The organism is Micromonospora sp. NBC_00421, from assembly GCF_036017915.1.
In the GTDB taxonomy this organism is placed as follows: Bacteria; Actinomycetota; Actinomycetes; order Mycobacteriales; family Micromonosporaceae; genus Micromonospora.
The window spans coordinates 7151222-7170785 of record NZ_CP107929.1 but is presented as its reverse complement, the minus strand read 5'-3'; the positions used below and the strand labels follow the sequence as shown (position 1 = coordinate 7170785).

Sequence of the window (19564 nt, the reverse complement as noted above, 5' to 3'; positions counted from 1 at the left end):
TCGTGGAACAGGACGTGCTGGGGCCGCCGTACGAGCGGCAGACGATCGACCTGGGCACCGACGACGAGGGGCCGGTGGTCGCGACGCTGGTCCGCCGGCGCGCGGACAGCCCCACCGGTCGGGCGGTGCTCTACGTGCACGGCTACGTCGACTACTTCTTCCAGACCCACCTGGCCGACTTCTACGCCGCCCGTGGTTGGGACTTCTACGCCCTCGACCTGCGCAAGTACGGCCGCAGCCTGCTGCCCCACCAGACCCCGAACTTCTGCCGCGACCTGAGCGACTACTTCCCCGAGCTGGACGCCGCCGCCAGGATCATCCGCGACGGGGACGGGCACGACACCCTGCTCGTCATGGGCCACTCCACCGGCGGCCTGATCATCTCGCTCTGGGCACACGCCCGCCGCGACGCAGGGCTGGTCGACGGGCTCGTCCTGAACAGCCCCTTCTTCGACATCAACGCCCCCTGGCTGGTCCGTCGACCCCTCGCGGCGGCCGTCGCCCGGCTGGGCCGTCGCGCGCCGCACCGTGCCCTCCCCTTCGGCCTGGGCACCGTGTACGGCGAGAGCCTGCACGCCGACCATCGCGGCGAGTGGACGTACGACCTGGCCTGGAAGCCGCTCGCCGGGTTTCCGGTGCGGGCCGGCTGGCTGGCCGCGATCCGCACCGCCCAACGGCAGCTCCGCGCCGGCCTGGACATCCCCGTCCCGGTGCTGCTGGCCTGCTCGACCCGGAGCTTCCGGGGCACCTGCTGGCATGATTCGGCGGCCCTGGCCGACGCGGTGCTGGACGTGGAGCACATGGTCCGCTGGGCACCCCGGCTCGGCCGGCACGTCACCGTGGCCCGTTTCGACGGCGGCAAGCACGACCTGGTCCTCTCCGGCCAGGCCGTACGCGAGCAGGTCTTCACCGAGGTCGGCCGCTGGGCCGAAGCCTTCCTCGGTGCCGGCCCCACCCGCCCCGCCGACACCGCGCCGCCCTCCACCGCAACGGTTCCCCCCGGCGAACCGACCCCGGTCGCCCAGGCCGACCCGATCCCCGCCCCGCGTGCCGGCGACATGATCGACTCACCGGGGCCGAGGTAGCGGCAAGGCCGCAATGGTCGACTCACCTGGGCCGGGGGCGCGGCAACGAGCAGCGCGGGACACGCCGTTTCGGCCCCGGTGAGTCGATCAGGACGCCCGCCTGCCGCCCGCCGGGCCGATGGTGGGGATCAGGCGGTGGGCAGGGTCGTGAGCACCCGGTCGAGAGTGGCCACCGGGTGCCCGCCTCCGGAGCCACTGCCGTCGGCGGGCAGCAGCACCCCGAGGCAGCGCAGACTGATCTCCCCGGCGGCGTCGGGGCGTACCCCGAAGACGGGAGCGCCGACGTAGCCGGCGGGGAGCGTGGCGGTGATCCGCAGCCGGTCGCCGTCGCGGACGGCCCGCTCTACGGCGACCTCCAGCGGTCGGCTGCCGTCGCCGCCGACGCCGAGGGCCAGCACGATCGCGGTGACCGGCCCGGCACCGAACCCGGCGAGGTCGTCCGCCCCGACAGCGACCGCCGCCGGCACCGGCTGCACCCGCCACCGCCAGCCCTGCCCTTCGGCGAACGCGTGCAACTCGCCGGTCGGCAGGGCCGCCACCCCGAGCCGCGTGTCACGCACCCAGCGCGCCGGAAGGTCCGCCAGCACCAACGACTCACCTGCCACGTCCGCCGGCTCGGTGACGCTGGGCCGCAGGCCGAGCCGCTGCGCCCGCCCGGCCACGACGTCGGCGGTCAGCAGGAACCCACCGTCGGGATGCGCGAGGAAGAAGGCGGTACCCGGGTCGTCCGCCGCGTCGACCGGCAGGATGGCCCGGCCCAGGAGCTGGCACAGCTCGTAGGCGACCTCGTTCTCGAGATCCGGTTCCAGCAACACGGACCCGAGGGTACGGCCCGACGCGCCGCCCGGATGAGGGGTGCCCGGGCCCGGGGGTGCCGTGCGACCCTGATCATGCGTGTCCGGAAGCGACCCGTTCCGCCGTACGGCGGAGGGTCGGCGGTACCCTCTTGGCGCGACACGTACGCCGCGCGCCCGTAGCTCAGCGGATAGAGCAGGGGACTTCTAATCCCAAGGCCGCAGGTTCGAATCCTGCCGGGCGCACTTTCATGCAGCGGGGTTGACCTGCTGTTTCTTGCTCTTCTTGCGATCTTTCTTAGCGCCATCCTTCGATGGATTGGCCCCACGTGAGCCCGAGGTGAGCCCGGCGGTGCCCTTGGTGCGCCGACGCGGCACGAGGCGGGCCGTCGCCTCGGCGGCTTCCATGGCAAGCTCCGGCAGGACGGACGTGTACGTGTTCGCCGTCAGCGAGTAGGAGGAATGCCCGAGCAATTCCTGAACCACCTTCTTGTCGGTGCCGGCCAAGAGCGCCATCGTGGCCGCCCCGTGACGGAGATCGTGCAGCCGGATCGGCGGAAGGCCGACGCGCCTAACCAACCGTTCGAAGTAGTCAGACAGCCACGTCGGTTCGACCCATTGCCCATCAGGGCGGGTGAAGAGACGGCCGCTGTCGACCCACGCCGCAGCAGCCTTCTCGCGGGCTTTCCGCTGCCGCTTGATGTGCCGCTTCACGACGCGAACAGTGTCGATGTCGAGAGCGACAATCCGGTTACCCGCTTCACTCTTGGGTTCGTTTTCCTCGATCACTCCACTGATGTCCACGAGCTGGGTAGCTACAGCGAGCGACCGCCCCTTGAGATCCAGGTCTTCCGGCCGCACTCCGCACGCCTCACCCCTACGCAGCCCTCGGTAGGCGATCAGGTGGAACAGCGCGTACAGCTCGTCACCCACGATTGCGTCGAGGAAGGCCCCCGTCTGGGCGGGGGTCCACACCATGACCGGTGAGGGTCGCTCGCCGGTAGCCTTCCACTGCTCCACACGCTCCGCCGTCCACACCCGAGCCTTGGCCCGCCGGACTGGGTCGAGTTCGACGTGAGCGGCAGGGTTGAACGTGATCAACTCTTGCCCGATGGCGTCATTGAGAGCCGCCCTCACGGTCGCCCGGATGTGCTTCCGCGTGGTCGGGCCGACCGCACGGCGAAAGGGCGACATCTCAGCGATAGCAGCACGGGCAGCCCGGCGACGCTCACGACCCTTGAGCGTCTTCAATTCCTCAATCGCCGCCCGGCGCAGGGCGTTAGCCTCCTCTATCTCGATGTTTCGTTCAACGATCGCATTGAACATTTCCGTCAGGTGCGACACGCGCAGGCGGTCAAGGCGGATGGCACCGATGTTCGGTTTTAGGTGAAGCCGGATGTCTCGCTTGTAGCGATCGATCGTGCTGCGGCGAATCTTCCGACCAGCAATCCAGGTGTCCAGCCATTCTCCGACTGTGGTCCGAGCGGTCAGGGAGTGGCCGCTTCGGAACTTGCGGCGCGTCTCCTCCAGATCGGGCAACGGCTCGCGCTTGGCCGCGACCTGCTCCAGCATGTCCCCCATCCGCTGACGGCCGCCGACGTCATCCGCGTCAGGAACGGCCAGGAATGCGCGGAGCAGGTCAAGGTCCGCTTGCGCCTCGGTCGCGGACGAGTAGCCGGAGCGTCGAAACGTGCGGCGTTCGCCGTCACCGTTCAGCGGCAACTCCTGCCGTACACCCCAGGTGCCGTGTCGGCGCTGACTGAGCTTCGGGCACGATTGCCCATACTGCTTGCCGGTCTGGGGATCTCGGCAGGCACACCGACGAAATACTGAGCCTCGCAAGATTCCTCCTTGGAGAGCGAGGGAAAGAGGTACCTTTGATGGTACCACTTCTCATGATGACTGATGGAAGGCCAGCTATGCGACGACGCCGGGTAGTAGAAGCCGCTCAAGGGCTGCCAGCCCTTCCCGGCGAGGAGAAGCGCGATCAGCAGATCAAGATCAGGCTCTCCCGCAGCGAGGTAGACAAGCTCGTGCGGATACGGCCCGACCTCACCGCCGCCGGAATCGTCGCGCTCCTGGTCGATGACGTGCTGTCCGGACGGCACACCCCACAGTGGGCAGCACCGTCAGGGGACGGCACCAACTCCGAGTAGTTCCAAGATCGCCGGCACCGGCACGACGTAGTTGCGCCCGACGCGGAGCACCCGGACGGGAAACTCTCCACGCTTGGCGAGCGCGTACGTCTTGCTCCGGCCGACACCGAGGACTGCTCCGGCGGTTTCCACGTCTGTCGTCAATCCCAGAGCACGTACGGCTTCGATAGTCCAAGGGCGGTCAGCGGGGTTCATCGTGTGTCTCCTGAGGGGTGTCGACACTCATGCGGACGTCGTGTGCGGCTTCACGGGCGGTTCGCAGGTCGTCCGCGATGGCGTCAGCGAACATGGCTTGACCGGCGGTGTGGCCGGTGCCGGTGTAGGTCCAGCGCTTGTCCGTGATGGTGTCCGAGTCGGTCGCCTCCTTCTCGGCTTGGTCGCGGCGGTGTTCCTCCCTCGCGGCGCGTAGCGCGGTGTAGGTGGTGGAGTAGGCCCGGCTTTTGCTGGCGATGTGGCCTCGGTAGCCGAGCTGATGCGCCCACCGCCGCAGGTTCAGGGCCTTGTATTCCTGCCGTCTGCCAAGACTCCAGCAGGTGCGGATGAGCGTGCGCGCGTGCTCGGTGAGGGGAAGAACCGAGATCGTGATGGCGTCGCGGATGGGGCGGTCCACGGTGATGCCGGCGACATCGGGTTTGGTGACGTACTTGGCGATGTAGGAGGCCACGGCGCGTTCGGTGAGGTCGTCGCCCTGGTGGCCGGGGAGGATGGGTCGGACATCGAGTTGTGCGCCGATCCGGAGGACGGTGTCCAGGCCGGGCACGGCCAGGTGGACGCGGCGGGTGGCGGTGCGGATGGTCTGGATCAGCAGTGGCAGCGTTGCCCAGGCTGGCGGTGGGGTGGCAGGTGTGGGGCCGTCGAAGCGCATGACGGCGTGGAAGTGGACTGACCCGCGTCGCTGGTACTCGGCCACTTTGGCGTAGGCGATACGGACTGTCTTGCGTGCGGCGGTGCGGGAGATGCCGCGCGACGATGCGATGGCTTCGTACAGGTTGCGGTGCAGGCGTTGCCAGAGTTCGCGGGTGTGCGCGTTCCAGAGCACGGCGGCCGGGTAGTCGTAGCAGTCGCCGCAGATCGGTGAACCGGTCAGCGGATCGTCAGTTGCGTGGCGGTCGAGGCACCACAGGGGTCGGCCGTGGGTGCAGACGAGGCCGCGACGTGGGCGGGGCGGCCGGCAGGGCTTGTCGGTGGTGTGCCGGTGGACGGGGCCGAAGCTGGGTGCGGTGAAGGTAACGAAGACGCGCGGGTGCATCCGTACGGTGTCGGGGACTGACTTGCCTCCGGCGAGCCCGGACACCACGAGTTGGTACGTGTCGCCCTGGTGCAGGCGGGCGCAGGGTTCACAGCGGGATTGGCGGCGGTTGCCGCAGGCGATGGTGAGTCGGCCGTATGGTTGTTCGGCGCTGGTGAAGGCGTCCACCAGGCGGCCGGTGGTGGCGTCCACGGTCAGGGTGTGGCCGACGAGGTGGACGGGGTGTTGGCAGCCGCCGATGTGGCGTATGCGGGCAAGCCATGCCCGGAAGTCGGGGTGGGTGGCGGTGGTCAGGATCTCTCGGTCGGTGAAGGTCAACCGTTGCAAATCTCCATTTGAGTCACTTTCGCGCATGGGAATCCTCATTCGGGAAATCTCGGGTGGCAGATTTCGCTGAAATTGTCGGAGTCGAACTCCGACAATCGACCACCTTTCATGTTGGACGGGTTCGCCAATAACCTTCATTTAAGGCACGGGACGTCTTTCGATTAAGGGCCCAGACTTTCCGCGTGCCCATCCCCTGATATCAAGGTGAACGGCGATCGGCTAAACGGCTGTTGTCGAACACCGTCGAAGGAAGAAGAGGCGATGGTCAAACGGTTCGCAAGACTGCTACTCGCCGCAATGCTGGTGGCTGCCGGTGGGCTCACCGTGAGCGCCGCCCCCGCAGTCGCAGACTCCCGACCGAGCACGACTACGAAGGCGTACACCGAAGCCATGACCGCAACCGGGGCGGACCAGTGCTCCAGTCCGGTCAGCGCACGAAAGGGTGCGTGGATCTGCCCGGACACGTCGAAGGTCCGAGCCAACGGCGGAACGTGCTCGGTGCTCGGATGCTGGTACTACGTCGCGAACTACTGGGCCGAGTTCAGCGGCGATGGCATCTACGGCTACAACGGCACCACGTTGGGCAGTACCGAGTTCTTCATCGAGGTGAAGTTCAGCGGAGGCACCACTACGTCAAAGCCCTTCCAGTTCGAGTCGACACGCGGCACGAAGCAGGTCCGGGCCTCGGGTGAGCGGCTGTACTTCAGCAGCGCCCACCCCGAGGGCTACCCCGTGAGCGGGGGTTCGACGTTGCAGACCTGGAGCGGTGGCCCGTATGGGGCCGGGGCCTTGGTGAGCTGCTTCGGATCAGGCGGCTACATCGCCTATGAGAGCACCGTCGCTCATGCCGGAGTGGCCCACCAGTTCGACTGGACTGACCCGTCCAGCTCGTACCCGGGCCGCTGGTACACCTTCGTCAACAGCCCGAAGTTCCACCGCAACTCCGCCGGGGCGTACAACCTGGACGACCCGCCGCAGATGGGCAGCGCCTGGTACGGCTCGGGGTGGAGCCCGTCCTGACGCACCCGAGACAAGCGGTACCTGAATAACACCAGACGGTCGAGCCCCGCGTGACCAAGAAAATGATCACACGGGGCTCGACCCGCTTCCCGGTTCGGATCTCAGCCAGTCCGGTAGTATCCGCCACATGGAGCAACCTCGCCGCCGCACGAATGCCTATTATCTTCCACCCGAGATTCGTGACGAAGAAATCGCGCCCGCACAGGTAATAACCGACCCCCGCCCCGGGCACGGCACGGTCTACATACATAAAGGCCGCAACTTGGAACGGGAAATCGTCTGGGCTGCCACTTGGGTAGACGAGATGCCAGGTGGTCAGACGGCCGGGGTGGCGGGAATCGAAGGCACCCGCGACGAGGTTCTGAGGTGGGCGAGGTCGCGGCCGGCGGCGGCGCTCGTGGTACCGGTTGAACGGGAACCGTACTGGATTCCGGCACCCGACAATGACGACGAGATTGACCTCTAGGGCAACCTATGACGCATAGCGTCGTCAATACAGGTGTCAGGTCCACCACAGAGGCAGCCGTGCGACCGAAACGCCTTGACCGAAGAACAGTCCGCACCGCAACGCCACCGCGCTGCTTGCTCGACACCGCATCACCAGCATGCACCGGAGCCTCCCGAGACGCATGGAGGAAGCCTCCACCCCGAGCCGACAGCAGGCCAGGGAGCTGAGTGACTTACATCCACTGAGCCGTGAGATTCAGGTAGCCTGGCCTCACAACGAGAGGCCAGGTGGCTACTGATAGGCTCTGGGCATTGGCGAGCGCCTGCACAAGAAAGAGCTTGACGGTCATGACGGTGGATGCGAATCGACGTACCAAGCTAATCGGAACCGCGATCGCGGCACCATTCGCGATTATTGCCAGTCTTGCCACCTTGAGCGTGATGAACCCGAACGCAACCAAACCCGCCGCGACGCCACAGCCCAGCCGCAGCGGCGGCCGGATCGGTGCGACGACACCGGTCCCGATGACGGCACCAAAGCTGCCCCCCCGAACAGGCACAAGCGTGTCTGGCGTTGATCTCACAGTTGCCGGCCCAGCTTCGCGACTTGCCGGCGCGGCGAGTCAGCGAAGGCCCCGAGCAGAACGCAGCTTACGGCGACCCTCCGCTAACGATTCAATGCGGCGGCAAAGATGTGGAACTAGATCCTACCGCCAAGATTTGGATCATCTCTGACGTCTGCTGGTACGCCGAGATCGGGGAGTCATCGACAGTATGGCAGACCCTGGACCGTAAGGTTCAGGTCACTGTCACCATTCCGGCCGCGTACGCACCTTCGGGCCAAGCGTCCGGCCAATGGGCAGCTGCACTATCCGCGCCCCTTGTCAGTGCTATGCCATCGAAGCCGACTCGATACGATTGCGGTCCGGCGTGACTCCTGGCCGGGCGGGCGCACCCCGCCAACCCGACCAGGAGCCATGAGACGCGTTCGGTTTCTCGGCCGAGAGGGTTAGAAGTTCTTGTTACCGCCGGCCGGGCCAGCGCATATGGATGTTCCGGACAGGCACACCTGGATGCTTGCGTTCTTGTCCCCGTCCGGGTCCGTGAACGTGAACGGCGTGCCAGTTGAGTTGCATGAAGTCGCCACGGTGATTCCCTGCAACTTCGCCACGACGCAGTAACCGTCACTTGTGGCGATGTCATCGTAGACTGTGGCGCCGAACGCAACGCCGCGACGGTGGCCGAGTCGTGGACGTCGCTGCCGCTGACCTGGTGGCCCAGCTCGGCCAACAGCCGGGCCAGGCCGGACATCGCGGACCCGCCCACGCCCACGAAGTACGGACGAGACAGGTCGATAGGGCCGGACTACGCCTCGATGGTCGGGTTACCAGTGATCGTGTCGGTCATGATGCCGTGTCTCCTTCGATAGAGCTGACGGATTGGTGCCACAAGCTGACGTGCGAGGTGATCCACTCCTTTCCATCGGTGATTCGTTGCGCACGGCCGAGTCGGCCACGGTCCCGAGGTGGCTCGCCTGAGGTCCGCGTCGCCGTCATCCGTGACCCCGTTTGTCCGCAAGGCCGGATGCAGCGGACGGGGCATCAAGGAACGACATCGCGGCCAGCTCTCTCAGCAGGCGGTGAAGATCCCGACACACGCACACATCCGGCGACTGAAACGGAATCTCCCGAATCCGCTCCGCCGTCCTCTGATCACGCAACCGACGCGACAGCTCCGCCGCAGCAGCAGACCTCGCCACCAGCACTCCACCCGCGCCCAACGCGTTATCGCACGCCACCCAGAACTCCCGGGGAGCCGGCTGCCGCCCGACCTCCACATTCGCGACCGTGCTCCGCGACCACCGCACCTCCTGAGCGAGCCGCGACTGAGTGACGCCCATACCCCTACGCGCCGCTCTCAACTGAGCCCCCAGCAGCCGACGAGCATCCGCCAGCGCCTCCGGCGTCACGTACCGAGGTGCCGGATCAGCAGTCACACGCTCCGCAGCGGCGAGCGACAGCATCACGGCGTCGACACTCATCTACCGGGCCGGGAACAGCGCGGGCGCACCGACACGGCGCGCGTTGACCAACTCCGGACGCGTGGCACCGGGGCTCCGCCTGGGTAGCCGTAGCGAGAGGCTGAAAACCCGCACGGCGTGTTCGTTCGCAGGGCATGGCCCCAACGTTCCGCACCGCAGACACCGGCCATCCGCGCTCGACACCGCGTGCCGTTCAAGCGCATCCTGTGCGGCATCGACTTGCTCACCGCCCGGATAGATCGTCATCCTTCGCACCGCCTTTCACGCTGGATCGGGCACGCCGCTCGAAGGTCCGCTGTGCACTGTCCGGGCGGCGTGCCCGACCCGTCACCCACCGCCACGGCGCGCACCGCCCGTGTGAGTGGGGAGCCCGTTGACGTTTCCTCGCAAGGCAGGCCCGACGTGGATGACCTCCGCCTATCCGGCCCGCCGTCTTGCGTACCGTCAGCAAACCGCAAACCACAGGCGGTAGGTACGCTGTGACGCACGTCGAAGCGGTGAACGCGGTGAAAGATCAACTTAGAGGCGGGGGTGCCACCATGCCGCAAGCGCGAGCCGGCAACGCCAAGCTTGCGGCCGTCATCACCGAGGCAGGCATGTCGCACGGCGAGGTCGCACGCGCGTTCGTGCGGGTGGCGCAGGAGAGCAACGCTCCCGAGTTCGCCGGGGTTGGCCGCTCCCACGTCTCGCACTGGGTCGCCGGCTCTAAGCCATCGGGGCGGGCACCCATGCTGCTCTGCGAGGCGCTGTCGCGACGACTCGGCAGGGTCGTCACCCTGGACGAGATCGGGCTACCAGCCTCACCGCTGTCCTCCCGGGACATGTTGGGATGGCGAGTCGATACCCTGGCTGCGCTAACCGAACTCGGGAGAGTCGACGTGGACGCTGAACGCAGGCGCGTTCTCAGCACTGCTGCCTACTCGCTTGCCGCGCTGACGCTGCCCTCCGATCGCTGGTGGACGCAGATGGCCGAACATGGCCAGATGCGCGGCGCAGCAGGCGGCCGGACCGTGGGCCAAGGCGACCTGGACGCCGTGCGCGACATGGTGTCGCTGTTCTCCCGAGTGGACCAACGCCGAGGCGGCGGACACGCCCGCTCAGCAGTCGTCCAGTACCTCAGCTCGGATGTGTCGAACTTCCTGCGTGGACGGTACGCGGACGACGTTCTGCGAAGTGGCATGTTCACCGCCGCCAGCGAACTCTCCTACCTCGCCGGTTGGATGGCATTCGACAACGGCGAGCACAACGTGGCTCAGCACTACTTCACCGTGGCAGTCAAACTGGCCGCAGAGGCCGACAACCCAGCGATGGCAGGTCATGTGCTGCGCGCCATGGCACACCAAGCCATCGATCTAGGCCATCACAAGTACGCTCTCAAACTCGCGTCGGCATCAGTCGACGGCGCACGATACGAGACCGCAGCTCCACGAGAACGAGCCTTGCTCGGAGTGGTCCACGCCCGCTCACTTGCCGTAAACGGCGAGACGCAGGGGGCAGCTCGCGCGCTTCTCCGCGCCGAAGACGACCTTGCCGCAGCCTCAAGCGGAGACGACGAACCCGGCCGGGTCTTCTTCTTCGGCGAAGCCAGCCTCGCACACGAGACGGCCTGCGCCCTACGGGACACCGGCGACCTGGCAGGCGCGACAACTCAATTCCGTCGCAGTGTCAGGACGCGTCAGGCTTCCGCTTTTACCCGGACCCACGCCGTCACACTCGGATACCTGGGAGCAGTACAGGCCAGGCAGGGAGCAATCGAGGAAGCCTGCGCGACATGGTCCCGCTCCCTGGACGCCATGGACGGCGTCCGGTCGGGACGCACGCGCCAGGTCGCCAGCGAGATGCGTGCCATCCTCTCCCCCTACAAACGCCGCAGCATTCGAGCAGTCCAAGACGTGGATGCGCGCGCAAAGACCTACCTCTCAACTTTCGCCTGAAACGACGGCCAGCAAGAGAATCGGGAGAGTTGAAGTGGAATCCGAGAAGTTCGTAGTGGAGTCCATTGCGCGAGTCGTAGGTGGAAGGTCCGAGCCCACGGATGACTACTGGGGCGGAAGCCGAGCCATCATCCGAATCGACGGAGACCGGTTCACGCCAGCCGCCGTCGAGTCACTATCGGACTTCTCCCACCTTGAGATCGTGTTTCGCTTCCACCTCACTGATCCAACCGATCTGAACCTCGGTGCCCGCCGCCCAAGAGACAACCCAGAATGGCCCGCAGTAGGAATCTTCGGCCACCGCAACATGCGCCGCATCAACTGGCTTGGGGTATCTCGGTGCCGCCTGGTCCAGGTTGACGGGCTTGACCTTCACGTCGAGGAACTGGACGCCGTGGATGGCACCCCCATTCTGGACATCAAGCCCTGGTTCTCCGAGTTCGGTCCGCGAGGCGAAGTTCGGCAGGCCGACTGGACGACTCAGATGTTGGGGCTCTACTTTGCGTTGCCGATGCAGAATCAGAAATAGCCGACAACCCGAAAGATCGACAATAATCGGTCGGGCATACCACTTCAACCTGACACTTGACCCGACACATTGTCGCGAGCGGCCGCAGCAATTCCCTGCCAACCTTCAGCGCTTCCCTACTTACAAAGCTGCGGCAGCCGACTTGGACACATATGGCAACTAGCGTATCCTGTAGTCGACTCGCGCGGGCTCAACTTGCACCTAGGAACCTAGTCTACCTGCCGGGTATTCGTAAGTCCCCAAGGGTGGTTCACCGAACCGTCAGGAGGTCTCGTGCCGGAGTTTGAGGTCGAGGTCAACGCCGAAGATCCGACAGTTTCTGAGCTATGCTTGATGTATTGGGCCACCGACGTTGATGGCTCGTTCTCATTTACAGTCAAAGCGCTATCGGAGCAATTCGAACAACCCGCACACAAGGTTAGCAAGATTGTCTCAGAATCTTGCTATGCCCGTTCATCGAGTAGATATTGCAATCAGTGCAACCGGGGCTTCATTTACAAAACTCGTTCAGAATGGACTTCCGGCCACCGATTCACACCTACCCGTTGCCGGGCATGCGTCGAAGCGGAGAAGCAACGACTGGAAGCCGAGCAAAAAAAGGCAGAGGCAGCCATGAAAGCTGCGATCTGCGAGCAGTTCAAGGTAACGGAACGCGAGTCACCGGTCCGCGCCGAGAAACTCGATTTACCAGTGGCTCTGACACTGGCTGCGTTATTCGAAGACGGAGAAGAGGTGTCCGGAGGAGTCACCGTTCCAGTCATCGAACGAGGCAATCCCTTAACGCCTACATCAGACCTTGATTTCAAGTTGCTTGAAGCGCTCATCGATCAAGGAATCCTACAGCTACATCCATCCTCGACACCTGATGCCTTCTTATGGAAGGAGGATGGTGCGCTCGACGACCAGCATTACCCAATGCTTGCATCTTACCATCTGAGGGGCGTTGGCGATGTAGAGATTCGACTACGAGAATACCTCAAGGAGCTTTCTCAGGTAATCTCCCGGGACAACTGGCCCGAGCACTGGGTGGAACAGTTCTCGGATTTTTGGTTCGACCTAGCGGTATCAGAGTGCAAAGCCTACTTGGTCCACATGCTCAAACGGCACGGGTTTGACTTCACGCCAGGACAGCGGACAGAAGAGGTCTTCCGCCACGCGCTGCGATGGTATTCAATCGGCCAAATGTACTACTTCATCTGGCGAGCGGCACGAGATAGCGCCGCGTATGCGGCAAGGGAGAGAGTAACCGCGAAACAGGCTGCGAACAGCGCAATTACGAGAATCTCGGGAGACGTTGATCGCGCCTACGCCCAAGGATGGGATGTGAGTGTCTTTCGGCGAGACTCTCGCTTACCACAGTCGACAATCTCGCACATACTCTTCTCCCGCGCACTACAACTTGAAGACGCCTTGGCATACTCGCCGGTTGATCTTCCCGTCAGACGAGCGGGCCTAGAGTTGGCATGGGAGAAAATCGATTTCACTGCCTTTGAGCGTCTCATTTTCCAACTAGTAGTCGAGACCGAGGGTTACGAAAACGTCGATTGGCTCATGCATACCAACGCCGCTGATCATGGTCGCGATGTGAGTGCCGTGCGTCTTCGCAAAGATCCACTGAGCGGCCACAGTTCGCAGCGGGTCGCCATTCAATGCAAACATTGGCTTTCACGTGCCATTCGTGATATTGATGCAAGCCAAGCAATCGTGAGCATCAGCCACTGGGATAGTCCGCCGTTCGACGTGCTTGTTCTGGCAACGAGTGGACGCTTCACCTCTGACGCCATCGCCTGGATTGAGCGACACAATTCCCGTGGACAGCGCCCAATAGTCGAAGTTTGGAATGACGCCCGCTTGGAGTTCTTGCTGAATGATCGGCCTCACCTTATCCGCACCTTCGGGTTACGCTAGATTCGATTCAGCTCCATAATGCCACCACCCACGCCTAGACCCTGCTCCAATCTTCGATGCAGGTGAGCCCGCAGTGAGCCCGGACGCCGCTGGACCCGGCATTACGGGTTGACACGGACTGGCAAGCATAGGGGTGTCTACCTGGACAGATAGACACCCCTAGCCACTCATGATGACCAGCTAACCCGAGGGGGATTCAACTTCTAATCCCAAGGCCGCAGGTTCGAATCCTGCCGGGCGCACAGCACTTTCTCCCAGCCGATCAAGCCGCGTGGTGCGCACTACCTTTCCGAGACCATCCCGGCGAGCCGCACCGCAGCGAAGGACGCCGAGGAGGCGCAGTCACATCCACGCACTGCGCCACCTCTCGGCGACCGAGCTGATCAATGCGGGTGTCGACGTGCGGACGGTCGCCGGCCGGCTCGGTCATGGCGGCGGCCGGACAACCACGCTCAGGGTCTATGCGGCCTGGTGTCGGAGTCGGACCAGCGGGCCGCCGGGACACTGGCTGCGCGATGCCGCCGCGCCCGGTCGCGCCGACACGACGCACCGTGGCGAGTAGTCCGTACCAGAGGATCGCCGCCGAGCTGCGCGCGCAAATTGCTGCCGGCCGACTGCGGCCCGGCGACCAACTCCCCGCGGTTGCTGAGCTGGCTGCGACACATGGCGTCTCGGTCGGAACCGCTCACCGCGCCGTGGCGCTGCTGCCGGCGGAGGGCTTGGTAAGCGCCATCCGAGCGGACTGCTCGGGGGCGTGGAAGCGCGAGTAGCGCTACAGGGTCTTCGTCATGAAGACGCTGTTGGAGTCTTCGGTGTAGGAGCCAAATGGAGAGCAGAAGGTGAACCCCGCCTTGGCGTACAGTGCTCTCGCGGATGCGAAGAACTCCATGCTGCCGGTCTCCAGAGAGAGCTGACGGATACCGCGTCCGCGAGCGTCCTGCACGAGATGCTGGAGAATTCGGCTAGCGATGCCTTGACCTCGTCTCGCCGGATCGGTCCGCATGCTCTTCACTTCCTCGTGCCCAGGTTCCAGCGCCACCACAGCACCAGTGCCCACGACCTGCTCACGGACGTAAGCGACCCACAGTCGGACATCTGGTGCCTGCAGTCCACGAAGATCCAACGCATGCCGGCTCTCTGCCGGAGCTGTGGGAGCCATGTCATCCAGATGGGCCTGTAGAAACGCAAGAAGGCCGGGGTCGGTGAAGTCGGCCCGCTCGATACTCAGGTGCATGGTGCCATGCCGTCGGCGCCTCGTTTCGCGTGCGTTTCGCGCAGCCCGCCGAATCCTGCCGGGCGCACACGTACTTTCCTCTTCCCACCGGCTCGCGCGGAGTATTTCATCGTGCGGAAGCGCTGCGGTTCCCGGGGTGACAGCCTCCACCGGGAACGGCTCGACGGACCGACCACCGGCAGGGCATCCTCGGGTGGTTCCGCGATTGCGCGAGAGGCGGTACCCGTCGGGCACCACTCAACGCGCCGGGCAGCGGAGGCCGGCGAGCACGACGGTGACGACGCCGTCCGCGTCGGCCCGGTAGGCCGGGTGACCGTACGCCGCGCAGATGCCCTGAATGGCCATCATGACCGCACCCACACCCACGTCGTCGCGGACGGTCCCCGCTGTGACGGCAGCCCCCAACAGCTCATCGACGACCTGCCCCAGAGCCTGGGCACCCTCCGCCAGCACACCCGACCGGGAGGCCATCAGCGTCGAGAGGGTACGGGCCAACCCCTCGTGGGCGTGCAGGTGCTCGACGAATCCACGCAGGAAGGACTCCAGCGCCTCGTCGGCGGGGAGGGTGGCCTGCAACTCCCGGGCCCGATCGCAGATCGCCCGGAGCTCTTCCCGGTAGACCGCTTCGGCCAGAGCTTCCCGGGTGGGGAAGTGCCGGTAGAGCGTGCCGGTGCCCACCCCGGCCAGCTTGGCGAAGTCGTCGAAGCGCAGGTCGAAGCAGCCGTCGGCGAAGAGTTCGCGGGCCTTGGCGATCAGGGCGTCACGGTTGCGGCGGGCGTCGGCACGCAGCGGCTTGGCAGCGGCACTCAGCGACTTGGCGTCAGTCATGCGGGACCTCATGTTGACAAGTGGAGACTGTCTCCATATTTTGAAAGTGGAGATGGTCTCCGATTATAGCCATGGGGTACGCGTGAAGATCTTGATGTTCGGTCGCGGCGTGATCAGCGCGACCTACGGATGGGCGCTGGAACGGGCCGGGCACGACGTCGAGTTCTACGTCCGGCCAGGGCGGGCGGCGGCGTACGGGAAATCGATCGACCTCGACCTGCTCGACGTACGACGGCGGCCGTGGGGGAAGCGCGTCGCCGAGAAGTGGCCGGTGCGCTACCGCGAGTCGTTGGAGCCCGATCACGACTTCGATCTGATCGTGCTGAGCGTGCAGCACTACCACTTCGCGGAGGCTGCCGCCTTTCTGGGGCCACGGGTCGGCGGGGCCACGGTGCTGGTCTTCAACAACCTGTGGGTCGAGCCGTCGACCGCGATCGAACACCTCCCGGCCGACCAGGTCGCCTGGGGCTTTCCCGGGGCCGGCGGGGGGTTCGGCGACGACGGCGTACTGCGTGCCGCTCTGCTGCCCGTGGTCTTCCTCGGCACTCTCGACCGGCCGCCGACCCCACGCGAGCAGGCCGTCCGCCAGGTGTTTCGCGGGGCGGGGTTCAGGATCCGGGAGAACTCCGACTTCCGGGGCTGGCTGTCGGTCCACTTCGTCCAGAACGCGGGTCTGCACACCCAGAGCCTGAGACGGGGCTCGCTGTCCGCGCTGACGCGCAACGACGTACGCGAGGCCATCCTCGCCACCCGCGAGTTGCTGCCGCTCGTCGAGGCGCGCGGCGTCGACCTGCGGCGGCACCGCGCCGAACTGCGGCCCTTCACCGCCCCCGCCTGGCTGGCGGCACCGGCGCTCTCCTGGCTGTTCCACCGTTTCCCGCCGGTGCGCAGGGTGACAACTGCCCACGCCAACCCCGAGGAGTTGCGCGCGGTCTGCCGCGACACCCTGGCGGAGGCGCGCAGGCTGGGCGTGCGGGCGCCCCGCTTGGAAGCAGCCGAGCCCTACTTCGCCGCCACGAGCACGACCTGACTTTCCGTCACCCCCTAACGGCCCCACCCCGTCCGCCGGCCGCCGGCCGCCGCACCGGCGGCACCCCGGCCGGCCGAGGCCCCCGGCGTACGTTGGGCGTCACCCCCGCCCGGCTCGGCGCGCGAGGCGTCGGCGCAGGCCGCACCACCGCCAACCCCGCCGGTTGTACGAAGATCGACCGCCGGGCCACCGCGTCACCCTTGGCGTCCAGTTGGTAGACGTCGAGCCAGCACCACCCGTCGTAGGTGATCCAGTCCAGCACCCGGATCACCCGGCACCTGATCGGCTTGAGGAACTGCACACTGGCCTCCCGGCCGACGACCACCAGGTCACCCGCCTTGGGCAGCGGCGCGCTCACCGCCGCCCCCAGACGTGCCGGAACCTGCGCCACTCCCTGATCCGGTGCCGGGCGGCCTCCACCACCGGGCAGAACCCGGCGTCGGCGCACTTCCCGCAACGCCTGCGCCGGTGCTGGTCCAGGCAGTCCCACGCCGACCGGACCAGCAACGGCAGCTCACCGGCGGCTGGCCGGTTCGCCCGGCTGGCCGGATTGCGGTACCGCGCCCGGCAGGGCAGCTCCGCGCCGCAGCGGCACACCCTGCGCCAGCGCCGCCAACTCCAGACCGGCCGGTGCCGGTCGGCGAACGTCAGTGCGGCGGTCAACAGGTAGTCGTCATGGTGGATCCGGCCCATCGATACTCCCCGGCGTTCGGGACAGAGTGGACCGTCAGGGCGACGGGATCCGCGCCGCCCTGACGGGACTGGCCTTCGTTTGCCGAACCAAGGGCAGCCACGAAGAAATCTACGTCACTATCTGACGTAGGTAAAGCCACAGCGCGTGATTGTCTTGCATCACTTGCTGACGTTGGTCGGCTCGTGGTCAGATGGCAGGGCCGAACCAAGGGACCAAAGCCATGCCCTCTGCACCTGCCGAATACCGACGCATCGCCGACGAGCTGACCACGAAGATCAAGAGCGGCGAGCTCACGCCGGGAACGAAGCTGCCCAGCACCAGCGAGCTCGCCGACCAGTTCGCCGTCAGCGTCGCCACCGCGTACCGCGCCGTCTCGCTCTTGCACGACCGCGACCTGGTCGTGGGGCAACCCGGGCGCGGGGTCTACGTAGCAGGGGGAAAGTAGGCTCCCATTCCATGCGCCCTGCGCGTACCCCTGTTGTTGCCGGGGACGATCATCGAGGAGCGAGCATGAACGACCTGGCCGGTGCCCTCTGGCGCAAGAGCACCCGCAGCGGCGGCAGTGGCGGCGACTGCGTCGAGGTGGCCGACAACCTGCCCGGCGTGATCGGCGTACGGGACAGCAAGGACCAGTCCGGCCCGACCCTGCGTTTCCACCCGACCGCCTGGTCCACCTTCGTCCACGAGGTACGCCACGGGCTGCGCTGACCGCCGCCGTCCGGGGCCGCCCACCACCGGGAGGGCGGCCCCGAGGCCGTAGCGCGCCCTCCCGGTCACCCGGCGAACGAAGCGGATCCCCGGAAAACGTCGGGGCGGCCCGCTACCGTCCGGCCTATGAGTGACACGGAGACCGCGACCCGGCTGCCCACCGCCGAGGAGGAGGCCCGGTTCTGGGGCCTGGTGGAGGCCGCCTGGCAGCGACTCGGCCCCGAGCCGGCCGCGCTGCGCCGGGCGCTGCTCACCCGCGACCGGGCCGCCGACGACGACAGCGCCTACGCGATCGACGCCTGGCTGGACGCCTTCCTCGACCAGTTGGGCCAGCTCTGCGCCGACCTGTCCGGCCCCGAGCTGACCGACCTCGACCGGGTGGTCGAACGCAAGCTGTACGACATCGACCGGGCCGACGTGCATGCGGTGATCGACGGCTCCGACGACGGCTTCCTCTACGGCCGGGGCCACGTCGTGGCGCTGGGGCGGGAGTTCTACGAGGCGGTCCGGGCCGACCCGAGCTGGGCGTTGCCCGACGGCTACCTGCAGGGCATCTGCTACTTCTTCGGCCGCCTGCACGAGCAGCGGTTCGGCGACTGGCCCCGGACCGGCTCCGGCATCTCCCGGGAGTCGTGCACCAACCCGACAGGCTGGGCGGACCAGTGAGCCACCCACCCGCTGCGCTGACCGAGACCGACCTGGCGCTGCCGGACGGCGGCACCCTGCACGTCTACGACACCGGCGACGACGGCACCGGCCGGCTGCCTGTCGTCTGGCACCACGGCACCCCCAACATCGGCACCCCGCCCGCCCCGCTGTTCGCCGCCGCCGACCGCCTCGGCCTGCGCTGGGTGTCCTACGACCGGCCCGGGTACGGCGGTTCCACCCGTCGCCCCGGTCGGGACGTGGCCTCGGCGGCCGGATACACCGCCCGGGTGGCCGACGCGCTGGGCCTGGACCGGTTCGCCACCCTCGGCCACTCCGGTGGTGCCCCGCACGCGCTGGCCTGCGGGGCGTTGCTGCCCGACCGGGTGACCGCCGTGGTCGCCGGCGCCGGTCTGGCCCCCTACGACGCGGCCGGGTTGGACTGGTTCGCCGGGATGACGCCGTCCGGGGTGGCGTCGCTGCGCGCCGCCACCGAGGGCCGGGCGGCCAAGGAACGGCACGCCGCGTCCGACGTCGACTACGACCCGGAGTTCACCCCGGCCGACCTGGCCGCCCTGGCCGGGCCGTGGTCCTGGTTCGACAGCGTGGTCGGCCCGGCGGTCCGGGGCGGCCCGGCGGGGCTTGTCGACGACGACCTCGCGTACGTCGCGCCGTGGGGTTTCGACCCGGCCCTGGTGCGGGTGCCGGTGCTGCTGCTGCACGGCGGGCGGGACCGGGTGGTCCCGGCCACCCACAGCCGTTGGCTGGCCGGGGTCTGCCCGACGGCCGAGCTGCGGATCACCGCCGACGACGGCCACATCTCGGTGCTCGGCGGTGCATCGGCAGCCCTGGAGTGGCTGCGCCGCTGATCGGCGGCGGGGCCGGCCCGACGCAGGTGCGGAACGCCACGCGACACGCCGTACACCAATGGTGAT

At 66.7% G+C, this 19564-nt stretch carries 22 protein-coding genes, 1 tRNA gene and 2 pseudogenes; 14 read left to right on the top strand and 11 right to left on the bottom strand.

Features of this window, described 5'->3' with window-relative positions:
- Window positions 1-2 precede the first annotated feature (2 nt).
- Window positions 3-1085, top strand: a complete 1083-nt coding sequence (locus tag OHQ87_RS31025) for an alpha/beta hydrolase (RefSeq protein WP_328343672.1) — start codon at window positions 3-5, stop codon at window positions 1083-1085.
- A 128-nt stretch (window positions 1086-1213) separates the two neighbouring features.
- On the opposite strand, the gene OHQ87_RS31020 is transcribed toward OHQ87_RS31025, so the two are convergent.
- Window positions 1214-1900 carry a hypothetical protein gene (locus OHQ87_RS31020; RefSeq protein ID WP_328343670.1) on the bottom strand — a complete coding sequence of 229 codons (687 nt, stop codon included), beginning with the start codon at window positions 1898-1900 and terminating at the stop codon, window positions 1214-1216.
- Between the two features lie 152 nt (window positions 1901-2052).
- On the opposite strand from OHQ87_RS31020, the gene OHQ87_RS31015 reads away from it, so the two are divergent.
- Window positions 2053-2125 (top strand) — tRNA-Arg (locus tag OHQ87_RS31015).
- 3 nt (window positions 2126-2128) lie between these two features.
- Here OHQ87_RS31015 and OHQ87_RS31010 read toward each other — a convergent pair.
- Genes OHQ87_RS31010 through OHQ87_RS30995 form a run of 4 tightly spaced genes read right to left on the bottom strand, consistent with a single transcriptional unit; the run spans window position 2129 to window position 5602 of the window.
- Entirely contained in the window at window positions 2129-3601 is a 1473-nt protein-coding gene (locus OHQ87_RS31010) for a tyrosine-type recombinase/integrase (protein ID WP_328343668.1), read from the bottom strand.
- A complete protein-coding gene (locus tag OHQ87_RS31005; RefSeq protein WP_328343666.1) occupies window positions 3592-3987 on the bottom strand; it encodes a hypothetical protein in 396 nt (131 codons plus the stop codon). The genes OHQ87_RS31010 and OHQ87_RS31005 overlap by 10 nt, the downstream gene beginning before the upstream one ends.
- Window positions 3988-4008: 21 nt before the next feature.
- Complete coding sequence (locus OHQ87_RS31000) at window positions 4009-4167, bottom strand: hypothetical protein (RefSeq protein ID WP_328343664.1); 159 nt, start codon at window positions 4165-4167, stop codon at window positions 4009-4011.
- 49 nt (window positions 4168-4216) lie between these two features.
- Window positions 4217-5602, bottom strand: a complete 1386-nt coding sequence (locus OHQ87_RS30995; protein WP_328343663.1) for a replication initiator — start codon at window positions 5600-5602, stop codon at window positions 4217-4219.
- A gap of 507 nt (window positions 5603-6109) precedes the next feature.
- Between OHQ87_RS30995 and OHQ87_RS30990 the strand changes: the two genes are divergently transcribed.
- From OHQ87_RS30990 to OHQ87_RS31505, 3 genes and pseudogenes are all read left to right on the top strand, one after another.
- Window positions 6110-6631, top strand: coding sequence for a hypothetical protein (locus tag OHQ87_RS30990; protein WP_302745099.1), 522 nt, complete (start codon window positions 6110-6112; stop codon window positions 6629-6631).
- 127 nt (window positions 6632-6758) lie between these two features.
- Entirely contained in the window at window positions 6759-7097 is a 339-nt protein-coding gene (locus tag OHQ87_RS30985) for a hypothetical protein (protein ID WP_328343659.1), read from the top strand.
- Window positions 7098-7637: 540 nt separating this feature from the next.
- Window positions 7638-7973 (top strand): annotated as a pseudogene (locus OHQ87_RS31505) (DUF3515 family protein); the annotation flags it as partial.
- On the opposite strand, the gene OHQ87_RS30980 reads toward OHQ87_RS31505, so the two are convergent.
- Together OHQ87_RS30980 and OHQ87_RS31500 are read right to left on the bottom strand one after the other, a co-directional pair.
- Window positions 7877-8404 carry a Mur ligase domain-containing protein gene (locus OHQ87_RS30980; RefSeq protein WP_328343657.1) on the bottom strand — a complete coding sequence of 176 codons (528 nt, stop codon included), beginning with the start codon at window positions 8402-8404 and terminating at the stop codon, window positions 7877-7879. The pseudogene OHQ87_RS31505 and the gene OHQ87_RS30980 sit on opposite strands and share 97 nt — an antisense overlap.
- 226 nt (window positions 8405-8630) lie before the next feature.
- Window positions 8631-9101 (bottom strand): helix-turn-helix domain-containing protein, encoded by a 471-nt coding sequence (locus tag OHQ87_RS31500; RefSeq protein ID WP_442930869.1) that lies wholly within the window; start codon window positions 9099-9101, stop codon window positions 8631-8633.
- Between the two features lie 497 nt (window positions 9102-9598).
- On the opposite strand from OHQ87_RS31500, the gene OHQ87_RS30975 reads away from it, so the two are divergent.
- The 4 genes and pseudogenes from OHQ87_RS30975 to OHQ87_RS30960 all read left to right on the top strand — a co-directional run bounded on the left by OHQ87_RS30975 (window position 9599) and on the right by OHQ87_RS30960 (window position 14260).
- Window positions 9599-11053, top strand: a complete 1455-nt coding sequence (locus OHQ87_RS30975) for a Tat pathway signal protein (protein WP_328343655.1) — start codon at window positions 9599-9601, stop codon at window positions 11051-11053.
- A 34-nt stretch (window positions 11054-11087) separates the two neighbouring features.
- On the top strand, window positions 11088-11582 hold the full coding sequence (locus OHQ87_RS30970) for an SAM-dependent methyltransferase (RefSeq protein WP_328343653.1): 495 nt from the start codon (window positions 11088-11090) through the stop codon (window positions 11580-11582).
- Window positions 11583-11855: 273 nt separating this feature from the next.
- On the top strand, window positions 11856-13490 hold the full coding sequence (locus OHQ87_RS30965; RefSeq protein WP_328343651.1) for a restriction endonuclease: 1635 nt from the start codon (window positions 11856-11858) through the stop codon (window positions 13488-13490).
- 271 nt (window positions 13491-13761) lie between these two features.
- Window positions 13762-14260: pseudogene (locus OHQ87_RS30960) on the top strand (GntR family transcriptional regulator).
- A gap of 2 nt (window positions 14261-14262) precedes the next feature.
- Here the strand turns inward: OHQ87_RS30960 and OHQ87_RS30955 are convergent.
- Both OHQ87_RS30955 and OHQ87_RS30950 read right to left on the bottom strand, forming a co-directional pair.
- Entirely contained in the window at window positions 14263-14724 is a 462-nt protein-coding gene (locus OHQ87_RS30955) for a GNAT family N-acetyltransferase (protein ID WP_328343649.1), read from the bottom strand.
- Window positions 14725-14961: 237 nt separating this feature from the next.
- Window positions 14962-15552, bottom strand: a complete 591-nt coding sequence (locus tag OHQ87_RS30950) for a TetR/AcrR family transcriptional regulator (RefSeq protein WP_328343647.1) — start codon at window positions 15550-15552, stop codon at window positions 14962-14964.
- 82 nt (window positions 15553-15634) lie between these two features.
- Between OHQ87_RS30950 and OHQ87_RS30945 the strand changes: the two genes are divergently transcribed.
- Window positions 15635-16582, top strand: a complete 948-nt coding sequence (locus tag OHQ87_RS30945; protein WP_328343645.1) for a ketopantoate reductase family protein — start codon at window positions 15635-15637, stop codon at window positions 16580-16582.
- Between the two features lie 7 nt (window positions 16583-16589).
- Here OHQ87_RS30945 and OHQ87_RS30940 read toward each other — a convergent pair whose 3' ends face one another.
- Window positions 16590-16928, bottom strand: coding sequence for a hypothetical protein (locus tag OHQ87_RS30940; protein ID WP_328349095.1), 339 nt, complete (start codon window positions 16926-16928; stop codon window positions 16590-16592).
- Window positions 16929-16936: 8 nt separating this feature from the next.
- The gene (locus OHQ87_RS30935) at window positions 16937-17275 is read right to left on the bottom strand and encodes a hypothetical protein (RefSeq protein ID WP_328343643.1); all 339 of its coding nucleotides are present in this window, start codon (window positions 17273-17275) and stop codon (window positions 16937-16939) included.
- Window positions 17276-17496: 221 nt separating this feature from the next.
- Between OHQ87_RS30935 and OHQ87_RS30930 the strand changes: the two genes are divergently transcribed.
- From OHQ87_RS30930 to OHQ87_RS30915, 4 genes are all read left to right on the top strand, one after another.
- On the top strand, window positions 17497-17721 hold the full coding sequence (locus tag OHQ87_RS30930; RefSeq protein ID WP_328343641.1) for a winged helix-turn-helix domain-containing protein: 225 nt from the start codon (window positions 17497-17499) through the stop codon (window positions 17719-17721).
- A 65-nt stretch (window positions 17722-17786) separates the two neighbouring features.
- Complete coding sequence (locus OHQ87_RS30925; RefSeq protein WP_328343639.1) at window positions 17787-17984, top strand: DUF397 domain-containing protein; 198 nt, start codon at window positions 17787-17789, stop codon at window positions 17982-17984.
- 126 nt (window positions 17985-18110) lie between these two features.
- Entirely contained in the window at window positions 18111-18650 is a 540-nt protein-coding gene (locus OHQ87_RS30920) for a DUF4240 domain-containing protein (protein WP_328343637.1), read from the top strand.
- The gene (locus OHQ87_RS30915) at window positions 18647-19498 is read left to right on the top strand and encodes an alpha/beta fold hydrolase (RefSeq protein ID WP_328343635.1); all 852 of its coding nucleotides are present in this window, start codon (window positions 18647-18649) and stop codon (window positions 19496-19498) included. Before OHQ87_RS30920 ends, OHQ87_RS30915 begins: the two co-directional genes overlap by 4 nt.
- Window positions 19499-19564: the final 66 nt, after the last annotated feature.